This is a genomic window from Marichromatium bheemlicum (genome assembly GCF_012276755.1).
GTDB lineage: Bacteria > Pseudomonadota > Gammaproteobacteria > Chromatiales > Chromatiaceae > Marichromatium > Marichromatium bheemlicum.
In genome coordinates this window covers 193721-216581 of the sequence record NZ_JAAXKX010000003.1, presented here as the reverse complement: position 1 = coordinate 216581, position 22861 = coordinate 193721, and the positions used below count along the sequence as shown (strand labels likewise).

Here is a 22861-nt window from a genome sequence, read left to right as displayed (position 1 = left end):
ATGTCAAACCTGTAACAGCGCACCGCGGGTGAGCGGGCGCGCGAACAATTCTGCGAGATCCGCCGCCTGGTCGAAACCGTGCACCGGCGAGAACACCAGCTCGATCGACCACTTGGTGCGCAACCCCTCGGCCTCGAGCGGGTTGGCCAGCCCCAGCCCACAGACGGTGAGATCGGGACGCGCGGCGCGCACCCGGTCGAGCTGGGTGTCGACGTCCTGCCCCTCGGTCAGGCGCACCCCCTCGGGCAGCAGCGCCAGCTCGTGCTCCATCAACTGGCGATCGATGAAGGGCGAGGCGACCTCGACCAGCTCCACCCCCAGCTCGCGCTGCAGGAAGCGCGCGAGCGGGATCTCGAGCTGGGAGTCGGGCATGAAGTAGATGCGCTTGCCGGCAAGCTGCTCACGATAGCGCGCGAGCCCACGGCGGGCACGGGCCACCGCCGGCGCGGCGACCTCGTCGACGCGCTCGGGGGCCACGCCCCAGGCCGCGGCGGCGGCCTTGAGCCAGGCCAGCGTCCCCTCGACCCCGAAGGGATAGGGGGCGGTGAGCAGGGTCGCGCCGCGCTTGTGCAAGGCGCGCGCGGTCTCGCCGAGGAAGGGTTGGGCGAGCAGCACCGAGGTACCGGGACCGACCGGGGGCAGCTCGCTGGCCTGACGCGGCGGCAGGAAGTGCACCGGGCCGATCTCGAGGGCATCGAACAGCCGTCGGAACTGATCCTCGACCACGTCGGGCAGGGTACCGAGCACCAGCAGCGAGCGCTCAATGCTGGGCAGTGCGGGCAGGCGCGGCACCAAGGCGCCGAGACAGGTGTCCTCGCCCTGGGTAAAGGTGGTCTCGAGCCCACTGGCCGAGTAGTCGATGACCTGCACCCGACCGCTGTAGTGCTCGGAGAGACGCTCGGCGGCCTTGCCCAGATCGAGCTTGATCACCTCGGAGGGACAGGAGCCGACCAGGAACAGGGTCTTGATGTCGGGACGACGCTCGAGCACGTCGGCGACCACCCGGTCGAGTTCCTGGTTGCAATCGGCCATACCGGCGAGATCGCGCTCCTGGAGGATGGCCGTGGCAAAGCGCGGCTCGGCGAAGATCATCACCCCGGCGGCCGACTGCAGCAGGTGCGCACAGGTGCGCGAACCCACCACCAGGAAGAAGGCGTCCTGAATCTTGCGATGCAGCCAGACGATACCGGCCAGGCCGCAGAAGACCTGGCGCTGGCCGCGCTCGCGGGCGATCTCGGGCAGCGCACACCCACCCTGCTTGGGTTCGCTCACCAGGCTCATTCGGCCACCTCGGCGAGCGCCGCCCGATTGCCCTCGAGCCGCGCCGCGCGCAGCTTGATCAGGAACTGTCCGGCATTGATCACATAGGCGGCATAGGCAGCAAGCGCGATCCACATCTGCCCGGTGGTGTCCACCCAACCGGTGGCGAGGGTGACGAGATAGGCGGTGTGCAACGCCAGCACCAACATGCTGAAGACGTCTTCCCAGAAGAAGGCGTGGGCGAACAGATAACGCCCGAACACGACCTTCTCCCAGATCGCGCCGGTGATCATGATGGTGTAGAGGATCAGGGTCTTGATAACGATGGAGACCGTCGCGGCCAGCTCACCCTCACCGGTTGACAGGTAGTGCAGCACTAAGTACAGACTAACCAGAAAGACCGCGAACTGAACGGGCGCAAGGATACCCTGAACCAGCGTCCAAGGCGATTCGTCCCGCCGCCTGCGCTCTTCTGGGGTATAAAGCGGCGGGCGCGGGATTTGCTTTGATTGACGGAGACTCATCGTTAGCCGGGCTCGCTCTCGATCCTTAGTCGTTATTTCATGCATGAGGAATCTAGTCCGCTTTCCAGGATGCGTCAACCAAACTTTACGTAAACCTGACTTGACAACCCGACACAAGCCACCACAATAGGGTTGCGAGCCCAACGAGGGTGCTCGCGGCGCCTCGGCGTCGGCGCGCACGGTGTGCCCGGGATGGCCCGTCCGGACCGGTTGATCACACCAACTCAGGGCTTGTGGATATATAAAGAGGGCGGGCCTCGATCCAGCGGTATCGATCTTACGGAACCGAGCCCGCGCGTCGCGCCCTGGCATTGGTTTCCGTCGAAACACCTGATTTCGGCAGCGAGCATCGCGCATCCGCCCCCGACTTGTCACCCCCTGCGTGCGCGCATCGGGGTGAAGGACGAGGCGGGAGTACGGTAGACGGGCCTCTCGCCCGCCCTGCCGAGAGGCTCGTCATTCAACTTGGGGATCTCGTTCGGTGAGCCTGCCACTGCGGCCCTGACGTGGAACCTGCTAATCGCGCCCATCGGCAGTGGAGGGTCTGGTCGCCGTGAGTCCGTTCAGAGACCCAAGGGAATCCCTGGGCGTCCTCAACGCCGAAACAGCGGCGCTGTTAATCGAAGGCACAGCGGACATCGCCATCGTGATCGACGACCAAGGCGTAGTGAGCGATATCGCATACGGGAGCGACGATCTCTCCTCGGAATTCAGCGACGACTGGATCGGGCAACCGTGGTTGGCCACCGTCGTCCCGGAGAGTCGCCCCAACCTCGAGGCGCTGCTCGCCGAGGCCGAGCACGACGCCATCACCCACTGGCGTCAGGTCACCCACCCGACCGCGCGCGGGACCGACATCCCGGTGCAGTACCGGGCGATGCGCCTAAGCGAGGGTGGCTCGGTGGTAGCGCTTGGGCGCAACCTGCAGGGCATCGCGGCGTTGCAACAGCAGCTCGTCGACGCCCAACAGGCACTCGAACGCGACTACTGGCGCTTCCGCCAGGTCGAGACCCGCTACCGACTGCTGTTTCGCATGGTCGCCGAGGCCATCCTCATCATCGACGCACCGACCCAACGCGTGGTCGAGGCCAATCCGGCCTCGGGGCAGCTGCTCGGCGAATCCCCGGCGCGGGTGATCGGACGCCCCTTCCCCGAGGGCTTCGATGCCGATAGCACCCAGGCGATCAACGGCCTGCTCGCCGGCGTGCGCGCCGCCGGACGTGCCGACGACGTGCGCGCCCGACTGCTCGACAGCGGCCAGGAGTTCCTGGTCTCGGCCTCGTTGCTGCGCCAGGAGAACGTCTCCTTCCTGCTCGTCAGGCTCTCGCCGCTGCCGGCCGACAGCAACTCGAGCATCACCCACCCGGAGACCAGCTCGCGCTACCTGCGGGTGCTCGAGAACGCCCCCGACTGCGTGGTCATCACCGATGGCGATGGGCGCATCCTCACCGCCAACGCCACCTTCCTCAACCTCGCCGAGGTGGCCACCGAGCAACAGGCCCGCGGCGAGTCGCTCGATCGCTGGCTAGGCCGCCCCGGGGTCGACCTCAACGTGCTGATGGCCAATCTGCGCCAGCACGGCACGGTGCGGCTATTCGCCACCACCCTGTGCGGCGAATACGGCTCGACCACCGATGTCGAGATCTCGGCGGCGGCCATCCGCAACGGCGAGCGGCCCTATTTCGGTTTCTTCATCCGCGACGTCGGGCGCCGGCTCGGTGCTGAACCGGCACCCACCCCGGAACAGCCGCGCTGGCTCGAGCAGCTCACCGAGCGGGTCGGTCGGGTGCCGCTCAAGGAGTTGGTGCGCGAATCGACCGACACCATCGAGCGACTCTGCATCGAGGCGGCACTCAAGTTGACCGGCGATAACCGCGCCTCGGCCGCCGAGCTACTGGGCTTGAGCCGGCAGAGTCTGTACGTCAAAATCGATCGCTACGGTATCACCGACCAAGCGTCCGAGGCCCCGGTGCCGGACAAGAAATAACGCCGACCTCGACACCCATGCAGCCCGACCCGATCAGCACCGCGCACATCGCCGGCGCCTCCCGGCATCGTCCCCATCCCGCCCCGGGTCAAGGCACGCACCCCGTTTTACCAACGACCGCATGGTGGCGCCCCGGCCGGGTCGTCGCCGCGCCCCCTGATAGGCTTTAGGTTTTCGGCATGAATCAATCGACGCTGTCCGCCACCCCCAAGCGCCCCGCCTTGCCCGCGGTACTCGAGGTCCTCCACCCCATCACCTGGTTCCCACCGATGTGGGCCTTCGCCTGCGGCGTGGTCTCCTCCGGTGCGCCGATCCTCGACCAGCTGCTGGTAGTGTTCGCCGGTATCCTCCTCGCCGGGCCGCTGATGTGTGGCACCAGCCAGGTGGTCAACGACTGGTACGATCGTCATGTCGACGCCATCAACGAGCCCGATCGCCCCATCCCCTCCGGACGCATCCCCGGCAACTGGGGCTTTTATCTGTCGCTGATCTGGACCGCCGTCTCGCTGCTGCTGGCCTATGCGCTCGGCCCATGGGTGTTCGGCGCCTCGCTGGTCGGCATGGCGCTGGCCTGGGCCTACAGCGCCCCGCCCTTGCGCCTCAAGGGGAACGGTTGGTGGGGTAACCTCGCCGTCGGCATCTCCTACGAGGGCCTGGCCTGGGTGACCGGCGCGGCGGTGATGATCGGCGGGGCCATGCCCGACTGGCAGATCCTCGTACTCGCCCTGCTCTACAGCATCGGCGCCCACGGCATCATGACCCTCAACGACTTCAAGGCGATCGAGGGTGACATCAAGATGAACGTACGCACCCTGCCGGTCCAGCTCGGCGTCGATCGCGCCGCCCAGCTCGCCTGCGTGGTCATGGGCCTGCCGCAGGCGATCGTGATCGCCCTGCTGTTCTCCTGGGATAAGCCCGCGCACGCCATCGCCGTCGGCGTGGTGCTGCTGATCCAGGTGGGGCTGATGGTCCGCTTCCTCGCTGATCCGCGCGCCCGCGCCACCTGGTTCAGCGGCCTCGGTGTCAGCGTCTATGTCACCGGGATGATGATCAGCGCCTTCGCGGTGCGGGCGCTGGCCGGCTGACCCGAGGACCCCGCGCCCCGCGCACCAACCTCAACCCGGGGCGCCGGTGCACCGCGAGTGGCGGGCACGGACGCCTCCCAACCAGGGTAGGACCCTCATGACTGAGCTCGAAACCTTCGACGTGGTGGTGATCGGCGGCGGCCCCGCCGGCGCCACCGCCGCCACCGACTTGGCCAAGCGTGGCCGTTCCGTGCTACTGCTCGACCGTCCCGGGCGAATCAAGCCTTGCGGCGGCGCCATCCCGCCGCAGGCGATGCGTGAGTTCGACATCCCCGAGGCACAGCTGGCCACCCGGGTCTACTCGGCACGCATGGTCGCCCCCTCCAATCGCAGCGTCGACATGCCGATCGACGGCGGCTATGTCGGCATGGTCGACCGCAAGGACTTCGACGAGTGGCTGCGCGAGCGCGCCGCCGAGCACGGCGCCACTCGGCTCGACGCCACCTTCGAGGCGATCGAGCGCGACGCCGACGGCACCGCCCTGGTGCGCTACCGTCCCGGCCAGGGCCGCAACTCGGGCGAACCGCTGCGGGTGCGGGCGCGCACGGTGATCGGCGCCGACGGCGCCCACTCGGCGGTGGCCAAGCAGTGCGTGCCCGGCGCCGAGAAGATGAAGTACGTCGCCGCCTATCACGAGATCGTGCGCACCCCTGAGGGGTTCGACGGCACCCGCTGTGACGTCTACTACCAGGGCGATATCTCCCCCGACTTCTACGGCTGGGTCTTCCCCCACGGCGACACCATCAGCATCGGTGTCGGCACCGAGGTCAGCGGCTTCTCGCTGCGCTCGGCCTGCACCGAGCTGCGCAAGCGCGCCGGACTGGCCGAGGTCGAGACGCTGCGCTGCGAGGGCGCGCCGATCCCGCTCGAGCCGCTGCGCTGCTGGGACAACGGTCGCGACGTGGTGCTCGCCGGCGATGCCGCGGGCGTGGTCGCGCCGGCCTCCGGCGAGGGCATCTACTACGCCCTGCTCGGCGGTCGCCTGGCCGGCGAGGCGGTCGAGGAGGTCCTGGCCACCGGCAAGGCCTCGGCGCTCAAGCTCGCACGCAAGCGCTTCATGAAGGATCACGGCAAGGTGTTCTGGATCCTCGGCATCATGCAGCGCTTCTGGTACGCCAACGACAAGCGTCGCGAGCGCTTCGTCAGCATCTGCGCCGACCCCGACGTGCAGTACCTGACCTGGGAGGCGTACATGAACAAGCGCCTGGTGCGCGCCAAGCCGACGGCGCACATCCGCATCTTCTTCAAGGACCTCGCCCACCTGCTCGGCGTCGTCTCGCCGCGCTGAGCACCGCAGCAAGCGCCGTGGCCTCACTATTCGACAATGCCCTGGTGATCGACCTGATCCTGGGGCTGGTCGCGCTTGAGGCACTCGCGCTCCTGCTCATCCACCGCTGGTTCGGCAAGGGACTGCCGCCAGCGGCGGTGATCGGCTTCCTGCTCTCGGGGGCCTTCCTGCTGCTGGCGCTGCGCGCCGCCCTCACCGACGCCTGGTGGGGCTGGATCGGCCTCTGGCTGACCGCCTCACTGTTCGCCCACCTCTTCGACCTGATCCGCCGCTGGCGCGACTGAGACCGACCGGCTCAATGCCGGCGCACGCCCTCGCCACCGCCTCCGGGCTCCTCAGCACCCTGGCGCTGGGCGGCATACCACAACAAGCGCTCGAGCAGCGTAGTGGTATGGCTGACCGAGTGCTCGACCCCCTCGACCATGGCCGGCACCCGCTCGAGATCGACACCATCGGCCAGCTCCAGCGCCGCCACCCGGGCATTGCCGATGATTGCCGCGAACAACTCGCGATAGCGCTCACCATGACCACCACAGGACGGGGCCTCGGCATGGCGCTGACGCGCGGCGATCCCGGCGTGGAAACGCTGGCGCGCATCCTCGGCGGCCTTGAGACCGGTCAGGTCGGTGAACAGGAACATGAAACCGAGCACCCGCCCCGGCGCCGAGAACACCGGGTCGCCACGCACCAGTACCGGGGTCTCGCCCCCATCGACGCCACGCACCTGGATCTCGGCGTGCCAGGGTTGATAGGCCTCGCGCAGTGCGTTCAGCGCCACCTGCACCGACTCGGGGTCGAGCACCAGGGCGGGCAGGGCATCGAGCGAGCCCAATCGCCCCTCGCCGAACAGTCGTTCGAGCGAGGCGGTGGCTAGCACCAGCCGCCCCTCGGGGTCGGTGATCAGCATCGGTTGATCGGAGATCCGCACCCGCGCCTGGGCCTCGGCGAGCTGCGCCTGGGCGATCAGTAATCGCACCGAGCGGAACTGTTGCAACACGTCGGCCACCGACTCGCCCAACAACCGCGCGGTAGCCGTCTGCCCCGAACTCCAGGGCAACGCCCGACCGCGCACCTCGCGCGGCCCACAGGCCAGGGTCGGGACCCGACTGAGTTCAGCACCATCGGCACAGAGCAGTGGACTGGCACCAAAGATCAGCGTACGCACCCGTTCAGGCCGGAACCACACCAGGTATTCACCACAACCACTCGACAGCGCCACCGCCAACACCCCGCTGGCGGTCTCCTTGAGCGCGGCGAAGCGGGCGTCCTCGCGCATCAACGAGGAGGTGGTGATTACCGCTGCGCGCGGTTGGCGATCGAGCCAGGCCCGGATACGCAGCAAGGCCCCCTGCTCGGGCACCTGCCCGAGCGTCTGCAGCTCACCGTCGCAGAACAACACCGCACCGCTCGCCCCCAGGGCCGAGAGCAGCACCTCACCATCCTCGACCAGGGCCGAGCGCCAGTCGCCCGTGCGCGAGATCGCCTCGATCATACCCTGCTCGAGCCGGCGCACCACCAGCTCGGCCTGCTCCTGGACGAAGCTCTCGAGCGCGGCGATGCGGGTGGAGACGGTCTCGGCGAGCAGCTCGCAGAGGGCGCGGATCTCGTAATGGACGAAACGGGGGCTGCGATGGTGACAGGCGATCAGCCCCCACAACCGCCCCCCGACCACCAGGGAGACGACCAGGGTAGCGCGCACGTCCATCATCTTGAGAATCTGGATGTGCAGCGGCGAGACACTACGCAGGGTACAGAGTGACATATCGAGCGGCGCGTCCAGGGGCTGCACCGGCTGCAGCGGCACCGGTACGCTGTCGACGTCGACCAGCAGTCGCACCCGCGGGCGCCGCCCCGGCTGGCGCGCCATCCGCGGCACGCAGGCCTCGGGATAGCACTGACCGAGATAGGGCGGCAGCGTCGGTTCGCGCGCCTCGGCGCAGACCTCACCGTGTCCGGCCTCGTCGAGGCGGTAGAGCATCACCCGATCATAACCGGTGAGCCGCTTGAGCACCCCCACCAGCTCGTCACCGAGCGCCGCCACCGAGGGCGCGGAGATGATGCGCTGCAGCACCTCCTCGACCCGCCCTGAGAACGCCAACGGCGGCCCGGCGGGTTCGAACTCCACCACCAGCAACCCGCCATTGGGTCGATGCACGACCACATCGAATTCGGTCGCCGCCGGTCCCAACCGGCACCGCAACGCCAATGGCACCGGGTTGAGCGGCGCACTGAGGTGCGGGCGCAGCCGTCTGACCAGGTCTGCTCCCAGCCAGGACAACGCCCGCCCCGGCAGGGGCCCATCGACTCCCAACATCCGTCGCGCATTGGTGCTCGCCTGGAGGATCTCGAGATCCGACTCGCGCACGGTGATCAGGGCGCCGTGGGGCTGAATGGCCTGGATCGAATGCAGGGATTCGGGATCACGACCCTCAGACCCGGCGATCGTGAACCTGGTCAAGGCGGAGAAACTGACACTCACAGACGGTAAACCTCCGTGCTCGGTCCCACGCGCCGCTGGCAACAAGCCATGACCGAGGACCTGCAGGCAGGCGTCGCGGGAGGGGGCGGGGAAAAACCACACCACCCCGAACGTCCGCCCGACGTCGGCGCCAAGGACGCGCGACCGGGATTCGCGCCCGGAGGACCTTCCCCTGTCAGGGGGCCCCGGGCCCGGGCATGATCGACGATGGTACGTGAGGGCGCGCGGGCATACCAGCCAGGGCGCGGCTGACGTGACCCCTCGCCGTGGGTTGGGTTACCATAGCTCCCCTTCTACGCCCTCGTAGCTCAGCCGGATAGAGCAATCGCCTCCTAAGCGATAGGTCACAGGTTCGAATCCTGTCGAGGGCACCATCCTCGCGCGCCCAGGACTCAGCCCGACCGCGCCGCCCCAGTATACCAGCCCATCCCCAGCGACCGGCGCAAGTGCCACCGACGCCCAAACCGCGCTAGTGTGTCCCACCGACCCGCGCCAGACCGCGCAGCACCAGATCGGGCACAGCCTCCCAGGGGCGCTCGAGCAGTGGCCCCAGGCGGGGTGCATCGCCCCCGGTCAACAGCAATCGCGGCGCGGTCCCGATCCGTGCGGCGAACTGGTCATAGAGCCGGGTCGCCACCCCCAACACCGCCTGCAGGCTGCCGGCGGCGACCGCCGTGCCGGTATCGCGCGCCCAGGGCTCCCCTACGGGCTCGGCGGTGATCCGCGGGATGGCGGTGCCGGCGAGCAGGCTCGCGCGCATCATCTCGATCCCCGGCAGGATCACCCCGCCGAGATGCTCGCCATCGGCGGCGAGCAGATCGAAGGTCACCGCGGTGCCGGCATCGAGGATGAGCTTGGCGCCCTCCCCCTCGGCCTCGGCCGCGACCAGCCCCAGCCAACGATCGACCCCGAGCCGACTGGGCTCGTCATAGGCGATCCGCAATCGCCCCCAGCGCGCTCGGGTGGCAGCGAACTCGGGCTCGATCCCCCAGTAGGCACGACTCACCCGGGTCAAGGCCGCGGCCACCGCCGCGCCCCCGACGTTGCTCACCAGCAACCGCCGGGGGCGCGGCGCCAGCCCCTCCCAGCTCGCCAGCAGATCGAGCGGGATACCGCCGTCGTGACGCACCACCCCGATCTCGCCGAAGCCCTGCTCGGTCCAGGGTGTCCAACGCAGATTGGTATTGCCGATATCGAGCAGCAGCATCATCGCCCCTCCTCCACGAGCGGACGCAGACTGACCTCACCGGCCTGGAAGCGTCGCAGCCCATCGGCGGTCTCCAGACGCAATGAACCATCGCTCTCGATGCCGTCATAGCGACCGCTGATCACCCGCTCACCAAAGTGCAACCCGACCGCTCGCCCGAGAAAGGCATCGAAGCGCGACCAGCGCTCGAGGAAGGGGTCGAGCCCAGCACGTTCGTAGTCGGCGAGCGCGGCGAGCAATGCCTCGGCAAGTCGTCCGGCCAAGACATTGCGCATCCCCTCGATCCCGTCGGGCAGCGCCTCGACGAGCGCCGCCCAGGGCTGGTCGATCGCCGTCCCCTGGGCCGCAGCCATGCGCAGATTGATCCCGATACCGACCACCAGATGGCTCGGACCCTGCGACTCACCAGCCACCTCGAGCAACAGCCCGGCGAGCTTGCGCCGCTCCCAGAGCACATCGTTGGGCCACTTCAACGCCACCCCCTCGACCCCGAGCGCGGCGAGCTGCTCGGCCACCACCACCCCGGCGACCAGGCTCGAGGCTCCGAGCGCGGCCGGGGCCAGCGGCGAGCGCCACAGCAGCGAGCCGTAGAGATTGACCCCGAAGGGCGAGACCCAGGTCCGCCCCCGCCGCCCACGCCCGGCGCTCTGCTGCTCGGCCAGACACAGGGTCGCCGAGTGTGCCCCGACGGCGGCCTCGCGCATCAGCCAGGCATTGGTCGAGTCGATCTGGTCGTGGATCTCAAGCCGAGCGAGCGCCGCGCGCCCCTGCTCGGACATCGCCGCGAGCAGGCGCTCACGCTCGAGCAACTCCAGCGGCTGAGCGAGGCGGTAGCCGCGCCCGCGCACCGACTCGAGCGCCAGACCGAAGCGCTCGGCGGCCTTGCGCAACGCCTTCCACACCGCCGCGCGGGTGATGCCGAGGTGCGCAGCGATGGCCTCGCCCGAGTGCACCTCACCGTCGGCGAGCAGCCGGATCAACGCGATCTGACGATCCATCCCCGCCCCCTCAGACACGGCTGGCCAGCCAGGCCGCGCGCGCGGCCTGCGCAGCGGCATCGGCCTCGGGCAGCAGGCACAGCTCGCAGGTGTCGGCCGGCGCCGGCTGCGGACGCACGGCCAGCTCGAGCAGTTCGTCGTCGCGGAAGACGTGCAGCGACACCGGCGCGTCCAGCGCACCGAGCGCGGCCACCGCGCAATCGAGGTCGTCGGCGCCGACCCGCAGCCCATCGAGCGCGACCAGCCGGTCGCCGGGGGCGAGCCCGGCGCGCTCGCCCGGCGAGCCGGCGAGGACATGACGCACCACCCCCTCGGGCACACCCGGCACCAGACGCACCCCGAGTGTGGCCGGGGCCTCGACCGGGTCGAAGCGCTCGACACAACCGCCGAGATCCTTGCCATCGCGCGCCGGGCGCAGCCGCATCTCGATCCCCAGGGAGGCGAACAGCGGCGCTAGCTCAAGCTCATCGGTGGAATCGAGCGCGGAGGTGAAGAAGTCCCCCAGGTCGAGCCCGCTGACCTCCTCGGCCAGGGCCTCGATACCGCGCTCGGCGACACCAACCCCGGTCCGCCCGTGGCGGGTCCAGAGCGCGCGCATCACCGTATCGAGCGAACAGCCCCCAGCACTGCGCTGGCGCAACGTCAGATCGAGTGCCAACGCCACCAGCGCGCCCTTGAGGTAGTAGCTGACGATGACGTTGGGCGCACTCTCGTCCTGCTTGTAGAAGCGAGTCCAGGCATCGAAGCTCGACGCGGCCAGGGTCTGCAGACGCCGCCCCGGGTTGCGCTGCAAGCGGGTGATGGCGTTGGCGAGCAGGCCGAGATAGGTCGCGGTGTCGATACGACCGCTGCGCACCAGCGCCAGCTCATCGTAGTAAGAGGTGATGCCCTCGAAGGCCCACAGCAGCCGGGTGTGGACCTCGCGCTCCAGACCGCCGTCGATCAGCGCCTGGGGGCGGATGCGCTTGACGTTCCAGAGATGAAAATACTCGTGACTGCACAGCCCGAGGAAGCGGACATAGCCCTCGCGCGGCGGGCGGCCACGCTCGGCGCGCCGCGGCAGGTCGGCGCGGGCGCACATCAGGCTGGTGGAGAAGCGGTGTTCGAGCCCCCCATAACCGGCGCCGGTGACACTGGTGAGGAACAGATAGCGGTCGAGCGGTAGCTCGCCGAACAGCGCCGCATGCTCGCGGCAGATGTGCTCAAGGTCCTCGGCCAGCCGCTCGCCGTCGGCGCGATGCTGGCCGCTGAGCACCATGCGATGGGGCACGCCGTCGACATCGAAGGGGATCTCGGTGAACCGGCCCATCTCCACCGGGTGATCGATCAGGTCGGCGTAGTCATCGGCCAGATAGCGCCCGAAGCCACACGCATCGACCGATTCGGGCCGGCAGGCACAGGCCAGGCGCCAGTCGGCACGCGCCACGCCCGGCGGCGGCAGCAGCTCGAGCGCGCAAGGGCGGTCATCGGCCCCGTCGACCTGCAGCAACAGCCCCGAGCCATTGAAGTAAGCGTGGTTGGCGTCGAGGTGGCAGCCGCGCACCGAGCGATCCCAGGCATGGACCCGATAGCGCACCTGCGCCGTGGCAACCGGCCGATCGGCAAGCCAGGTCTGCTTGTCGAGCTTCTCCAGGACCAGCGGCTCACCCTCGCCATCAGTGGCAGCGATCTCGACGAGATGGCGCGCGAAATCACGGATCATGTAGCTGCCCGGGATCCACGCCGGCAGGCTCAGGCGCAGCGGCATAGGCGCGGCCCGGCGCAACAGCAACTCGACCTCGAAGCGGTGGGCCTCGGGCTCGACGGGGCATACACGATAGGTCAATTCGACCGATTGGTTAGGGGTTTCTGGCATGGTGCGAAGGACAGCAGCGAATAAAGACGCCGCTACGGTAGCAGATGCTCAGGGTGTACGCAGCGCCCTGGTAGCGCGGGCGTGACGACGGCGAGAGAGCACCACCATCGGCAGATGCGTGCGGCGCGGTCGGCGAAGGAGCGGGCCTGGCCCGGGGATGCGTGCGAGGGGTGGGCGAACGGCCCGATTCGAGCAACGGATTAGGGGATGATCCGTCAGGCGCCTCACCAAGGGCGGTGAGACGCGCCGGGGGCGCTGCGCGAACGCAGCGCCCCCTTGGTAGCGCTTACCAGCGCGGCCCGCGGGAGGGACGCTCACCGCGCGGCTTGGCCTGATTGACCTTCATGTTACGCCCCTTCAGCGGGGTGTCGTTGAGGGCCTTGATGGCGGTATCGGCCTCGGAGTTGTTAGGCATCTCGACGAAGCCGAACCCCTTCGACTCCCCGGTGAACTTATCGGTGATCAAGTTCACGCTGGAGATCTCACCGTAGGCGGCGAACACGGCCTGAAGTTCATCCTGAGTCACGCCGTAAGCGAGATTGCCAACATAAATATTCATATTCGGGATATCCATACGAGTGCGCATTGAAGAGAAAGAGAACAGCCGAAAAATCAACACGCAACTGATTCGACAGTTTTTGTCTCCACCGTTGGAGACTAGGCCCAGCTTCATCGGTGCCGGCAACGGAACGCCCGGAGTACGCTCCTGAGACGATTGTCACGAGGCCGGCGCCCGATGTCTGGAGTGTCCGATCAACGGACAGCACTCAGACGGCATCGGCACGGATCCGATGCACGGGGCCTGGACGAGGGGTATCCCCTCACCCATACGGACCGATCAGGCCCGCGTCGATCCTCCGTGACCGAGCCGGACGCGCTTGGCGCCCTGCCCGGCTCGTGACTTGGACGCCGAGCGCCCGGTGCGCTCACGCGCCACGTTGTTGCCATTACCACGACCACCGCCATTGCGGTTGCCCGAGCGGCGGTGACGAGCGCCCCGTCCAGGCTCGGCGGTCTCGGTCGCGGGCGCCTCCGGCGAGGGCTCGAAACCAGCGACCGGCTGCAGCGTGATCTCACGCTTGATCAGACGCTGGATGCCATGGAGCAACTTACGCTCGTCGTGACTAACCAGGGAGAGCGCCTGACCGCCGGCCCCGGCACGCCCGGTGCGGCCGATCCGGTGCACATAGTCTTCGGCAACGGCGGGCAGCTCGAAGTTCACCACCTGGGGCAGACTGGCGATATCGATACCGCGCGCGGCGATGTCGGTGGCCACCAGTGCCCGCACCCGCCCCTGCTTGAACTCGCTCAGCGCCCGGGTCCGCGCCGACTGGCTCTTGTTGCCGTGGATCGCGGCAGCGGCAATCCCCTCGCGCCCCAGATACTCGGCCAGGCGATTGGCGCCGGCCTTGGTGCGGGTGAACACCAGAACCTGCTCCCAGCCCTCGCGGTGGAAGAGGTGGGCGAGCAGCTCACGCTTGCGCGACTTATCGACCGGGTGCGCGGCCTGCTCCACGGTCTCGGCGGCGGTATTACGACGCGCCACCTCGACGACCTTGGGCTGATCGAGCAAGCGGTCGGCCAGACGCCGGATCTCATTGGAATAGGTCGCCGAGAACAACAGGTTCTGACGTTGCTTGGGCAACAGCGCCAGGACCTTGCGAATGTCGTGGATGAAGCCCATGTCGAGCATCCGGTCGGCCTCGTCGAGCACCAGGATCTCGATCTTGGAGAGATCCAGGGTCTGGCGCGAGACATGGTCGAGCAGCCGCCCCGGCGTCGCCACCAGGATATCGACGCCGCGGCGCAACCGATCGACCTGCGGCTGCATGCCGACACCGCCGAAGATCACCGTCGAGCGCAGCGGCAATTCGCGGCCATAAGCATGGACCTGCTCACCGATCTGCGCCGCCAGTTCGCGGGTCGGCGACAGGATCAGCGCCCGCGGCAAACGTCCACGTCCCCCTCGACCCGCGAGCAACTGCAGCATCGGCAGTGCGAAAGCGGCGGTCTTGCCGGTACCGGTCTGGGCACCGGCGAGCAGGTCATGACCTGCCAGGACCGCGGGAATGGCCTGCGCCTGAATCGGGGTCGGGCGTGCATAGCCCAGATCTGCCACGGCACGCAGCAGATCGGCCCGCAGGCCGAGCGAATCGAATGACATGAAGACTCCTGAAACCAGCCTAACCCAACGTCGTATTGGGGCCGGTCTAGGCAAAAAGAGGGAGGGCGTTCGAGGGTGATGCCTTGATAACAAGGCCACTTCAGCCGCGAGACGACGCATCGACCGGTTGATGCGATGAGTGCAGTCTACGCGCTCGGCAGGACGAAAGCCAGCGAACGATTGAATTGTTTGCCCGCGAGGGCCGTCTACTCCACAACGCCTCCGTATCGTCCGCGGCCTGCGCGGAGACATCCGGCGACGCGGAAGCGACGGAGGCGCGGGGAGGGATCAGTTCTGCTTGACCTTCAGATAGGTCGATTTGAAGGTATCGCGATCTTCCTTCGAGGAAGGATCGAGACCCTTTTCGGTCATTTTGCTCTTCATCCAGCGCGGCAGCACCCCGCGGACATAGACGTTTTCCGGGTTCTCAGGGTCGAAGTACTCGGTGTACTGACGCGAGCCGGACGACTTACGCGAACCACCGCGGCGCGATTTCCTCGGCGCAAGCTCCTCAAGCATCTCCTCGAGCGTATAACCACGCTGCTCGATCAGGTCGCGCAGCTCCTGCGCCACCTCTTTCTTCGCCTCACGGCGACGGGTCTCGAGTGCACGCTTGAGCTCGTTCTGCTTGCTCTCGGCCTCTTCCAGCTGGCGCCGGATCTCTTCGACGCTAAGGTTAGCGTACTCCACGTGGTCTACCTCCAATGGGGTTGCGATGTTTGTTGTCTGATGAACGCAAAACACAGGCTCTGCGCGCACCGCGTAATGTATTCGATTTATTAGAAAAGTCAAGTAAAGACTATTTATTAGGCGGTCTTTAGTGTCATCACAATGGCAACCGCCAGAGCGCGACCAAGAACCCGGTCATAGATGTTCACCCAGACAGGCCCACCCTCCATTACGAGGCGCGCGAACGCAGTGCCGCACACACCCATGGTATAAGCCATCATGCGTCACGCATAAACAGGATTGAAGCGAAAAGACCAGGCCAGCATAACCGGCATCGCGCGTACACACTACGCATCGACACCAAACCTGTGGCCGTGGCGCATCTCATTCAATGAGTGGAGACTGACGCTGGGCGTCCTCACGCACGCAGGATAGGAACATGGCATCGCCATAGCTGAAGAAGCGATAGCGTTCGACCACGGCATGACGATAAGCGGCCATCATCCGCTCGTATCCAGCGAAGGCACACACCAGCATCAGCAGGGTCGACTCGGGCAGATGGAAATTGGTGACCATGGCATCGACCACCCGGAAGCGATAACCCGGACGAATGAACAGCCGACTCTCGCCCCGATAGGGACGCAGCTCACCAGTGGCGGCGGCCGTCTCCAGCGCACGCACACTGGTGGTGCCGACGGCGATCACACGACCGCCGCGGGCACGGGTCTCGGCCACCCGTGCGCACAATGCCTCATCGACCTCCAGCCACTCCGAGTGCATGTGGTGCTGATCGAGGTCATCGACCCGTACCGGGCGGAAGGTCCCGGCACCGACATGGAGGGTGATCTCGGCACGCTCGACACCGAGCGCATCGAGCCGCGTGAGCAATGTCTCATCGAAGTGCAACCCCGCCGTCGGCGCCGCCACCGCACCATCGCGACGGGCATAGACGGTCTGATAACGGGTCTCATCGGCGAGCTCGTCGGCGCGGGTGATATAGGGCGGTAGCGGCATGTGCCCGAAGCGCTCCATCAATACCGCGAAGTCGTCATCGAGCGCGCGCAGCCGGAACAGGTCATCCTCACGCCCGATCACCTCGATGCGCGGCACGCCATCGATCGAGAGCTGGGCGCCGGGCTTGGGCGACTTGCTCGCACGCAGGTGCGCCACCGCCACCCTGGGTTCGAGCACCCGCTCGACGAGCATCTCCACCCGCCCACCGGTCTCCTTGGCGGCGAACAGACGCGCGCGCATCACCCGGGTATTGTTGAACACCAGCAGGTCATGGGGTCTCAGCAATCCGGGCAGATCGGTGAAATGCCCATCACGGGGCTGCATCGCCCCGGCCTCGAGCACCAACAGGCGCGAGGCGGCACGCTCGGGGAGCGGATACTGGGCGATCAGCTCATCGGGAAGCTCGAAATGGAAGTCTGAACGGCGCATCGATTGGACACTGCAACAGGATCGAGGGCCGTCGCTCACCCGACGACCGGAAAACGGAGGCACGAGACGCCGTGACCACGGGTCTCGCACATATCACACAATCACGGGGACCGCCTCCGCGCCCGAGAGGGCTGGCGACATCCTTGCGGTCGGCTCACGGCATAGCGCCGCGACCGGGCTGCGCCGCCTGACACTCGGCGCAACGAAGGCACATCATTGTCGGTCATCTCGGCGCCCTTGTCCTTGGCAGGGATCAATCCATGGCCCGACCGAGCGGATCCGTAGGCGCTTAAGCGGTGCCTGGTCTAACATGCCCCACCATCACAACCCGCACCACCGAATCGAGATGATCAGCTACGGAATCGACCGCCTGCTCGCCGAGCCCGAGCTGCGCCGCCCACTGCGCGGCCGGCGCCTCGCCCTGCTCGGCCACGCCGCATCGCTGACCGCCAGCGGCCAGCACAGCCTCGACGCCCTGATGGCGCTCCCCGACCTCGACCTGGTGGCCGCCTTCGGCCCCCAGCACGGAATGCGCGGCGACAAGCAGGACAACATGGTCGAGACCCCGGACGAACGCGATCCGCGCCACGGCATCCCGGTCTACAGCCTCTATGGCGAGGCGCGCTATCCGACCACGCGGATGCTCGAGAGTTTCGACGTACTGCTGGTCGACCTGCAGGACGTCGGCACCCGTATCTACACCTATATCACCACCCTGGCCTACCTGATCGAGGCCTGCGCCCGTCACGGCAAGGCGCTGTGGGTGCTCGATCGCCCCAACCCCGCCGGGCGCCCGATCGAGGGCAGCATCCTCGAGGCGGGCTGGGAGAGCTTCGTCGGCGCCGGGGCGCTGATCATGCGCCACGGTCTCACCCTCGGCGAGCTGGCGCGCTGGTTCGCCGCGCGCGGTGGGCACGACCTCGAACTCGAGGTGATCGCGATGCAGGGCTATCGGCCCGACCAGGGGCCCGGGTTCGGCTGGCCGCTGCACCAGCGCCCCTGGATCAACCCCAGCCCCAACGCCGCCAGCCTCAACATGGCGCGCTGCTACCCCGGCACCGTGATGCTCGAGGGCACCACCCTCTCCGAGGGGCGCGGCACCACCACCCCGCTGGAGCTGGTCGGCGCGCCGGACCTCGACTTCAACCGCATCCTCGCGCGCATGGAGGCGCTGTGCCCGGCCTGGACCCGCGGCGCACTGCTGCGCCCCTGTTGGTTCGAGCCGACCTTCCACAAGCACCAGGGCTCACGCTGCGCCGGGGTGCAGATCCACACCGATCAGGCCGGCTACGACCACCAGGCGTTCCGGCCCTACCGACTGATCGCGCTGCTGTTCAAGGCGCTGCGTCTGGAGTCCCCGGACTATCCGCTGTGGCGTCACTTCGCCTACGAGTACGAGCACGAGCGCCTGGCCATCGACCTGATCTGCGGCGGCCCGCTACTGCGCGAGTGGGTCGACGACCCGGCGGCCACGCCCGCCGATCTCGAACAGCGCCTGTGCGCCGACGAGCGCGCCTGGCGCGCACAGGTCGAGCCGCTGCTGATCTACCCCTGACCCGGGAGGAGCCCCGCGTGCGCACCACCGTCGCCATCCTGCTGACCCTGCTGGGCCTCGCCGCCCCGACGCTCGCCGAGGCACGACCGGCGATCGGCCTGGCGCTCTCCGGCGGCGGCGCGCGCGGCGCCGCCCACGTCGGCGTGCTGCGCGAACTCGAACGCCGCCGCATCCCCATCGACTACATCGCCGGCACCTCGATGGGGGCGGTCGTCGGTGGACTCTATGCTATGGGGATGTCGCCCGACGAGATCGAGCGGACGATCGCGCACATCGACTGGACGGCGATCTTCCAGGACGAGCCGGCCCGCGCCACGCGACGGATGCAGCGCAAACTCGAGGACCGGAGCTTTCTGATCAAGAGTCGACCCGGGGTCGACGAGGAGGCCGGGCGGGTCAACCTGGTGCCGGCCCTGATCCAGGGCCAGCGGCTGGAACTGGCGCTGCGCGAGTATACCCTGCCGGCCACCGCGATTCACGACTTCGACCACCTGCGCATCCCCTTCCGCGCCATCGCCACCGATGTCGTCAACGGCGAGGCGGTGGTGCTCGGCGGCGGTGATCTGGCCACCGCGATCCGCGCCAGCATGGCCGTCCCTGCGGTGTTCGCGCCGGTCGAGATCGGCGAGCGACTGCTGGTCGACGGCGGGCTGGCGATGAACCTGCCGATCGGGGTGGTGCGCGAGATGGGCGCCGAGATCGTCATCGCCGTCGACATCGGTGGCCCGCGCCGCGATCGCGAATCGATCACCGACGTGCTGGAGATGCTCGATCAGGTCGCCAGCCTGGTGACCTGGCGCAACACCCAGGCCGAGATCGCCACCCTGGGTGCGCGCGACCTGCTGCTCACCCCGCCGCTCGGGCGCCGGGTGCTGGCCAGCGACTTCGACAAGATGCTCGAGGCGATCGCCATCGGCGAGCAGGACGCGCGCGCCACCGGTGCGCCGCTCGACGCCCTCGCCCTGTCACCGGCGCGCTATGCCAGCTACCGCCGCGCCCACCGCCCCGCCGACTACCGCCCCCCGGTGATCAGCCAGGTCAGCATCGACAACGACTCCGGGCTCGACGACGCCGTACTCGCCCGGCGCATCCAGGTCAGCCCCGGCGAGCGGTTCGACCCCGGTGCCCTCGCCGGGCAGCTCGAGCGGGTCTACGACCAGGACGTGTTCGAGACGGTACGCTATCGCATCGACCCCGAGCCCGGCGACGACGAGCGCGCCGCACTGCGCATCAGCGCGCGCGAGAAGCGCTGGGGCACCAGCTCGCTGCAGGGCGGGCTGGAGCTGAGTTCGAGCGGTGGCGGCAACTCCCGCTTCAACCTCGGCGCGGCCTATACCAAGGCCCCGCTCACCGACCTCAACGGCGAGTGGCGCACCGAGATCCGGCTCGGTGAGGAACCGGGTATCCTCTCCAGCCTCTATCTGCCGCTCGACCCCGCCGAGCGCTGGTTCGCCGGGCTGGGGGTCGGTTATCTCTCCGAGAGCCTGACCCTGTTCGACCCCAGCGCCCAGGACGCGCCGCTCGCCGAGTACCAGCTCAATCGCCTCGGCGCCCGTCTCGAGTTCGGCCGCAACCTCGGCGACTGGGGCCGGGCCGCGCTCGGCTACGCCCACTATCGCGGCGACGCCGACCTGCGCGTCGGCGATCCCGGCTTCGGCGGCTACAACTTCGACGTCGGCGCACTCGAATTCCGGCTCGACATCGACACCCTCGACAGCGCCAATTTCCCCGCCAGCGGCTGGGCCGCGAGCGCCTTCGGCGAGCACTCGCGCACCGCGCTCGGCGCCACCAGCGACTACGACCAGGCCGGGCTCGAGCTGGTGCACGCCCTGGGGCGCGGTCGTCACCGCCTGATCACCGCACTGACCCTGGCCGGCAACTTCGGCGGCCAGACCCCGCTGCACGCCTACTACCGGCTCGGCGGCTTTCTCAACCTCTCCGGCTTCAACCAGCTCGAACTCTCCGGGGCCAACCTCGGGTTGGCGCGCGCGATCTACCTCCACGCCTTCGACACCGGACTGGTACCGACCTATGCCGGCGCCTCGCTCGAGGTCGGCAACACCTGGGCCCGGCGCGGCGACATCGGCGCCGACAGCCTGCGCCTGGGTAGCAGCCTGTTTCTCGGCGCCGACACCCCGATCGGCCCGCTCTATCTCGGCTACGGCTATGCCGACGGCGGCAACGACGCGCTCTATCTGTTCCTCGGTCGCCCCTGGAATCGCACCCTGATCTCCGCCGAGCGCTAGACGGCGGCCGCGAAACACAGCCGCGCGCACAACCCGGGCCGGTTGTCCTCGAGCACCACCCGGGCCCGGTGCAGCTCGGCCACCGCCTGCACCAGGCTCAGTCCCAGCCCGCTGCCCGGGGTCGAGCGGCTGTCGTCGGCGCGAAAGAAGCGACTGAACACCGCCTCGCGCAGCGCCTCCGGGATGCCCGGCCCGTCGTCGGCAACGCTGATGCAGGGGGCGCCGTCGCGACGATCCAGGGTGATCACGATGGCGCCCGCGCTCGGGCCGTATTTGATGGCGTTGTCGACCAGATTGGCGAGTGCCTGGAACAACAGGTCGCGATCGCCGGCGAGCGTCACCGGGGCGGCAATCTCCAAGGTCAGGCGCTGACCGCGCTCGGCGGCCACCGGCTCGTAGAGCTCGCACAGATCCTCGAGCAGCGCCGCCAACGCCACCGGGGCGAAGGCCGCGCGCCGCCCGCCGGACTCGATCCGGGCGATACGCAACAGCGCGTTGAAGGTCGCCAGCAGCTCGTCGGCATCGGCGATCGCGGTCTCGGCCAGTGCCCGCGCCGTCTCGGGTTCGTCGAGCGCGGCGGCGAGCAGCTCTAGCCGGGTGCGCAGCCGGGTCAATGGGGTACGCAGGTCGTGAGCGATGTTGTCCGAGACCTGCCGCACCCCGGCCATCAGCCCCTCGATGCGCTCGAGCATCAGGTTGAGGTTGCGCGCGAGCTGGTCGAAGTCGTCGTCGCTGCCGCCGAGCGGGATGCGCCGGGCCAGATCGCCGGCCATGATCTCGCGGCTGGTGTGGTTGATCGCCTCGAGCCGCCGCACCACCCCGGCGCTCATCAGCCAGCCGCCGAGTAACGCCAGCGCGGCGGTCATCGCCACCCCCCAGTAGAGTGCCCGCTCGATCAGGGTACGCGTCGCCTCCAGCTCGCGGATGTCGCGCCCGACCAGCAGCCGCAAGCCGCCGCGCAGCCGGAATACCCGCGCGCGCGCGGCATGATCCTCGCCGGCATCATCCGGCCCGCGCTCGCGCAGCCGGAAACGCACCCAGCCCGACTCGTCCGGGGTGTCGACCGGCCAGCGGTCGAGGTTGCCGAGGATCCACTGGCGCCGGGCGTCGACCAGCAGATAGACGTTCGCCCCACTGGGGTCGCGCCGGATGCGCTCCTCGATCAACGTGCGCAGGCCGGCCAGCCCGCGCCGACGGTACTGCTCGGCCAACCCCCGCACCTCGGCGGCGATGGTGGCGTCGGTCTGGCGGTCCATGTACCCGGCCGTCGACCAGTAGATGAAGCCGAGCAGAATCGCCGCCGAGGCGCAGACGAGCAGCACGTGGAGCAGCGCCAGGCGGAAGATCGAGCTGTGGAGGATACGCCCGACCCGGCGCCGCGCCCGCGACCAGGTCGCCAACGCCAGACGCGCCGGGCTCATGCGGCGCGGATCATGTAGCCGGCGCCGCGTACCGTGTGCAGCAGCGGGGTCGGGAAGTCCTTGTCGATCTTCGCCCGCAGCCGGCTGACATGGACGTCGATGACATTGGTCTGGGGGTCGAAGTGATAGTCCCAGACGTGTTCGAGCAGCATGGTCCGGGTCACCACTTGACCGGCATGGCGCAGCAGGTACTCGAGCAGGCGGAACTCGCGCGGCTGCAGCGCGATCGCGCGCCCACCACGGGTCACCTCGCGGGCGAGCAGGTCCATCTCCAGGTCGCCCACCCGCAGCCGCGTCTCCGGCGCCTCGCCGCCACCACGGCGCAACAGCGCCTCGAGCCGGGCGTGCAGCTCGGAGAAGGCGAAGGGCTTGGTCAGGTAGTCATCGCCCCCGGCGCGCAGCCCCTCGACGCGGTCGTCGACCTCGCCGAGGGCGCTGAGGATCAGCGCCGGGGTGTGATCATCGGCGGCACGCAGGGTGCGCACGATCGCCAGCCCGTCGAGCCCGGGGAGCATGCGATCGACGATCAGCGCGTCATAGTCGCCGCCTGCCGCCTGCAGCAACCCCTCGCGACCATCATCGGCATGGTCGACCAGGGCGCCGATCTCGCCCAGCGCCTTGCGCAGATAGTCGGCCATCTGCGCATCGTCCTCGATCAGCAGGATCCGCATTCCCACGCC

At 68.4% G+C, this 22861-nt stretch carries 18 protein-coding genes and 1 tRNA gene; 7 read left to right on the top strand and 12 right to left on the bottom strand.

Annotated elements, in window-relative coordinates; all coding sequences use genetic code 11:
• Nucleotides 1-3: 3 nt before the first annotated feature.
• Both HF203_RS04190 and bchF read right to left on the bottom strand, forming a co-directional pair.
• Complete coding sequence (locus HF203_RS04190) at nucleotides 4-1281, bottom strand: ferredoxin:protochlorophyllide reductase (ATP-dependent) subunit N (protein ID WP_168666865.1); 1278 nt, start codon at nucleotides 1279-1281, stop codon at nucleotides 4-6.
• Complete coding sequence (bchF, locus tag HF203_RS04185; RefSeq protein ID WP_168666948.1) at nucleotides 1278-1784, bottom strand: 2-vinyl bacteriochlorophyllide hydratase; 507 nt, start codon at nucleotides 1782-1784, stop codon at nucleotides 1278-1280. Before bchF ends, HF203_RS04190 begins: the two co-directional genes overlap by 4 nt.
• Before the next feature lie 553 nt (nucleotides 1785-2337).
• On the opposite strand from bchF, the gene ppsR reads away from it, so the two are divergent.
• The 4 genes from ppsR to HF203_RS04165 all read left to right on the top strand — a co-directional run bounded on the left by ppsR (nucleotide 2338) and on the right by HF203_RS04165 (nucleotide 6428).
• The gene (gene ppsR / locus HF203_RS04180; protein ID WP_168666863.1) at nucleotides 2338-3771 is read left to right on the top strand and encodes a transcriptional regulator PpsR; all 1434 of its coding nucleotides are present in this window, start codon (nucleotides 2338-2340) and stop codon (nucleotides 3769-3771) included.
• 179 nt (nucleotides 3772-3950) lie between these two features.
• Nucleotides 3951-4856, top strand: coding sequence for a chlorophyll synthase ChlG (gene chlG, locus HF203_RS04175; protein ID WP_168666861.1), 906 nt, complete (start codon nucleotides 3951-3953; stop codon nucleotides 4854-4856).
• 97 nt (nucleotides 4857-4953) lie between these two features.
• Nucleotides 4954-6144, top strand: a complete 1191-nt coding sequence (locus HF203_RS04170) for a geranylgeranyl diphosphate reductase (protein ID WP_168666859.1) — start codon at nucleotides 4954-4956, stop codon at nucleotides 6142-6144.
• A 17-nt stretch (nucleotides 6145-6161) separates the two neighbouring features.
• Nucleotides 6162-6428 carry a hypothetical protein gene (locus HF203_RS04165; RefSeq protein ID WP_168666857.1) on the top strand — a complete coding sequence of 89 codons (267 nt, stop codon included), beginning with the start codon at nucleotides 6162-6164 and terminating at the stop codon, nucleotides 6426-6428.
• 11 nt (nucleotides 6429-6439) lie between these two features.
• Here HF203_RS04165 and HF203_RS04160 read toward each other — a convergent pair whose 3' ends face one another.
• Nucleotides 6440-8602: a GAF domain-containing protein gene (locus HF203_RS04160; RefSeq protein WP_246221637.1), complete on the bottom strand. Its 2163-nt coding sequence runs from the start codon at nucleotides 8600-8602 to the stop codon at nucleotides 6440-6442.
• A 318-nt stretch (nucleotides 8603-8920) separates the two neighbouring features.
• Between HF203_RS04160 and HF203_RS04155 the strand changes: the two genes are divergently transcribed.
• Nucleotides 8921-8997, top strand: a tRNA-Arg gene (locus tag HF203_RS04155).
• Between the two features lie 95 nt (nucleotides 8998-9092).
• On the opposite strand, the gene HF203_RS04150 is transcribed toward HF203_RS04155, so the two are convergent.
• From HF203_RS04150 to queA, 7 genes are all read right to left on the bottom strand, one after another.
• Complete coding sequence (locus HF203_RS04150) at nucleotides 9093-9833, bottom strand: type III pantothenate kinase (protein WP_168666852.1); 741 nt, start codon at nucleotides 9831-9833, stop codon at nucleotides 9093-9095.
• Nucleotides 9830-10828: a bifunctional biotin--[acetyl-CoA-carboxylase] ligase/biotin operon repressor BirA gene (gene birA / locus HF203_RS04145; RefSeq protein ID WP_168666850.1), complete on the bottom strand. Its 999-nt coding sequence runs from the start codon at nucleotides 10826-10828 to the stop codon at nucleotides 9830-9832. Before birA ends, HF203_RS04150 begins: the two co-directional genes overlap by 4 nt.
• A gap of 10 nt (nucleotides 10829-10838) precedes the next feature.
• Nucleotides 10839-12683 (bottom strand): M61 family metallopeptidase, encoded by a 1845-nt coding sequence (locus HF203_RS04140; RefSeq protein WP_168666848.1) that lies wholly within the window; start codon nucleotides 12681-12683, stop codon nucleotides 10839-10841.
• Between the two features lie 286 nt (nucleotides 12684-12969).
• On the bottom strand, nucleotides 12970-13242 hold the full coding sequence (locus HF203_RS04135; RefSeq protein ID WP_168666846.1) for an RNA recognition motif domain-containing protein: 273 nt from the start codon (nucleotides 13240-13242) through the stop codon (nucleotides 12970-12972).
• Between the two features lie 279 nt (nucleotides 13243-13521).
• Entirely contained in the window at nucleotides 13522-14847 is a 1326-nt protein-coding gene (locus tag HF203_RS04130) for a DEAD/DEAH box helicase (RefSeq protein ID WP_168666844.1), read from the bottom strand.
• 288 nt (nucleotides 14848-15135) lie between these two features.
• Nucleotides 15136-15537, bottom strand: a complete 402-nt coding sequence (locus HF203_RS04125; RefSeq protein ID WP_168666842.1) for an H-NS family nucleoid-associated regulatory protein — start codon at nucleotides 15535-15537, stop codon at nucleotides 15136-15138.
• Between the two features lie 363 nt (nucleotides 15538-15900).
• A complete protein-coding gene (gene queA, locus HF203_RS04120; protein WP_168666840.1) occupies nucleotides 15901-16959 on the bottom strand; it encodes a tRNA preQ1(34) S-adenosylmethionine ribosyltransferase-isomerase QueA in 1059 nt (352 codons plus the stop codon).
• Between the two features lie 346 nt (nucleotides 16960-17305).
• Between queA and HF203_RS04115 the strand changes: the two genes are divergently transcribed.
• Together HF203_RS04115 and HF203_RS04110 are read left to right on the top strand one after the other, a co-directional pair.
• Complete coding sequence (locus tag HF203_RS04115) at nucleotides 17306-18514, top strand: exo-beta-N-acetylmuramidase NamZ family protein (RefSeq protein WP_168666838.1); 1209 nt, start codon at nucleotides 17306-17308, stop codon at nucleotides 18512-18514.
• 17 nt (nucleotides 18515-18531) lie between these two features.
• Nucleotides 18532-20760 carry a patatin-like phospholipase family protein gene (locus HF203_RS04110; protein ID WP_168666836.1) on the top strand — a complete coding sequence of 743 codons (2229 nt, stop codon included), beginning with the start codon at nucleotides 18532-18534 and terminating at the stop codon, nucleotides 20758-20760.
• On the opposite strand, the gene HF203_RS04105 is transcribed toward HF203_RS04110, so the two are convergent.
• Together HF203_RS04105 and HF203_RS04100 are read right to left on the bottom strand one after the other, a co-directional pair.
• Entirely contained in the window at nucleotides 20757-22181 is a 1425-nt protein-coding gene (locus HF203_RS04105; protein WP_168666834.1) for a sensor histidine kinase, read from the bottom strand. The two genes, HF203_RS04110 and HF203_RS04105, sit on opposite strands and share 4 nt — an antisense overlap.
• On the bottom strand, nucleotides 22178-22852 hold the full coding sequence (locus HF203_RS04100; RefSeq protein ID WP_168666946.1) for a response regulator transcription factor: 675 nt from the start codon (nucleotides 22850-22852) through the stop codon (nucleotides 22178-22180). Before HF203_RS04100 ends, HF203_RS04105 begins: the two co-directional genes overlap by 4 nt.
• Nucleotides 22853-22861 lie beyond the last annotated feature (9 nt).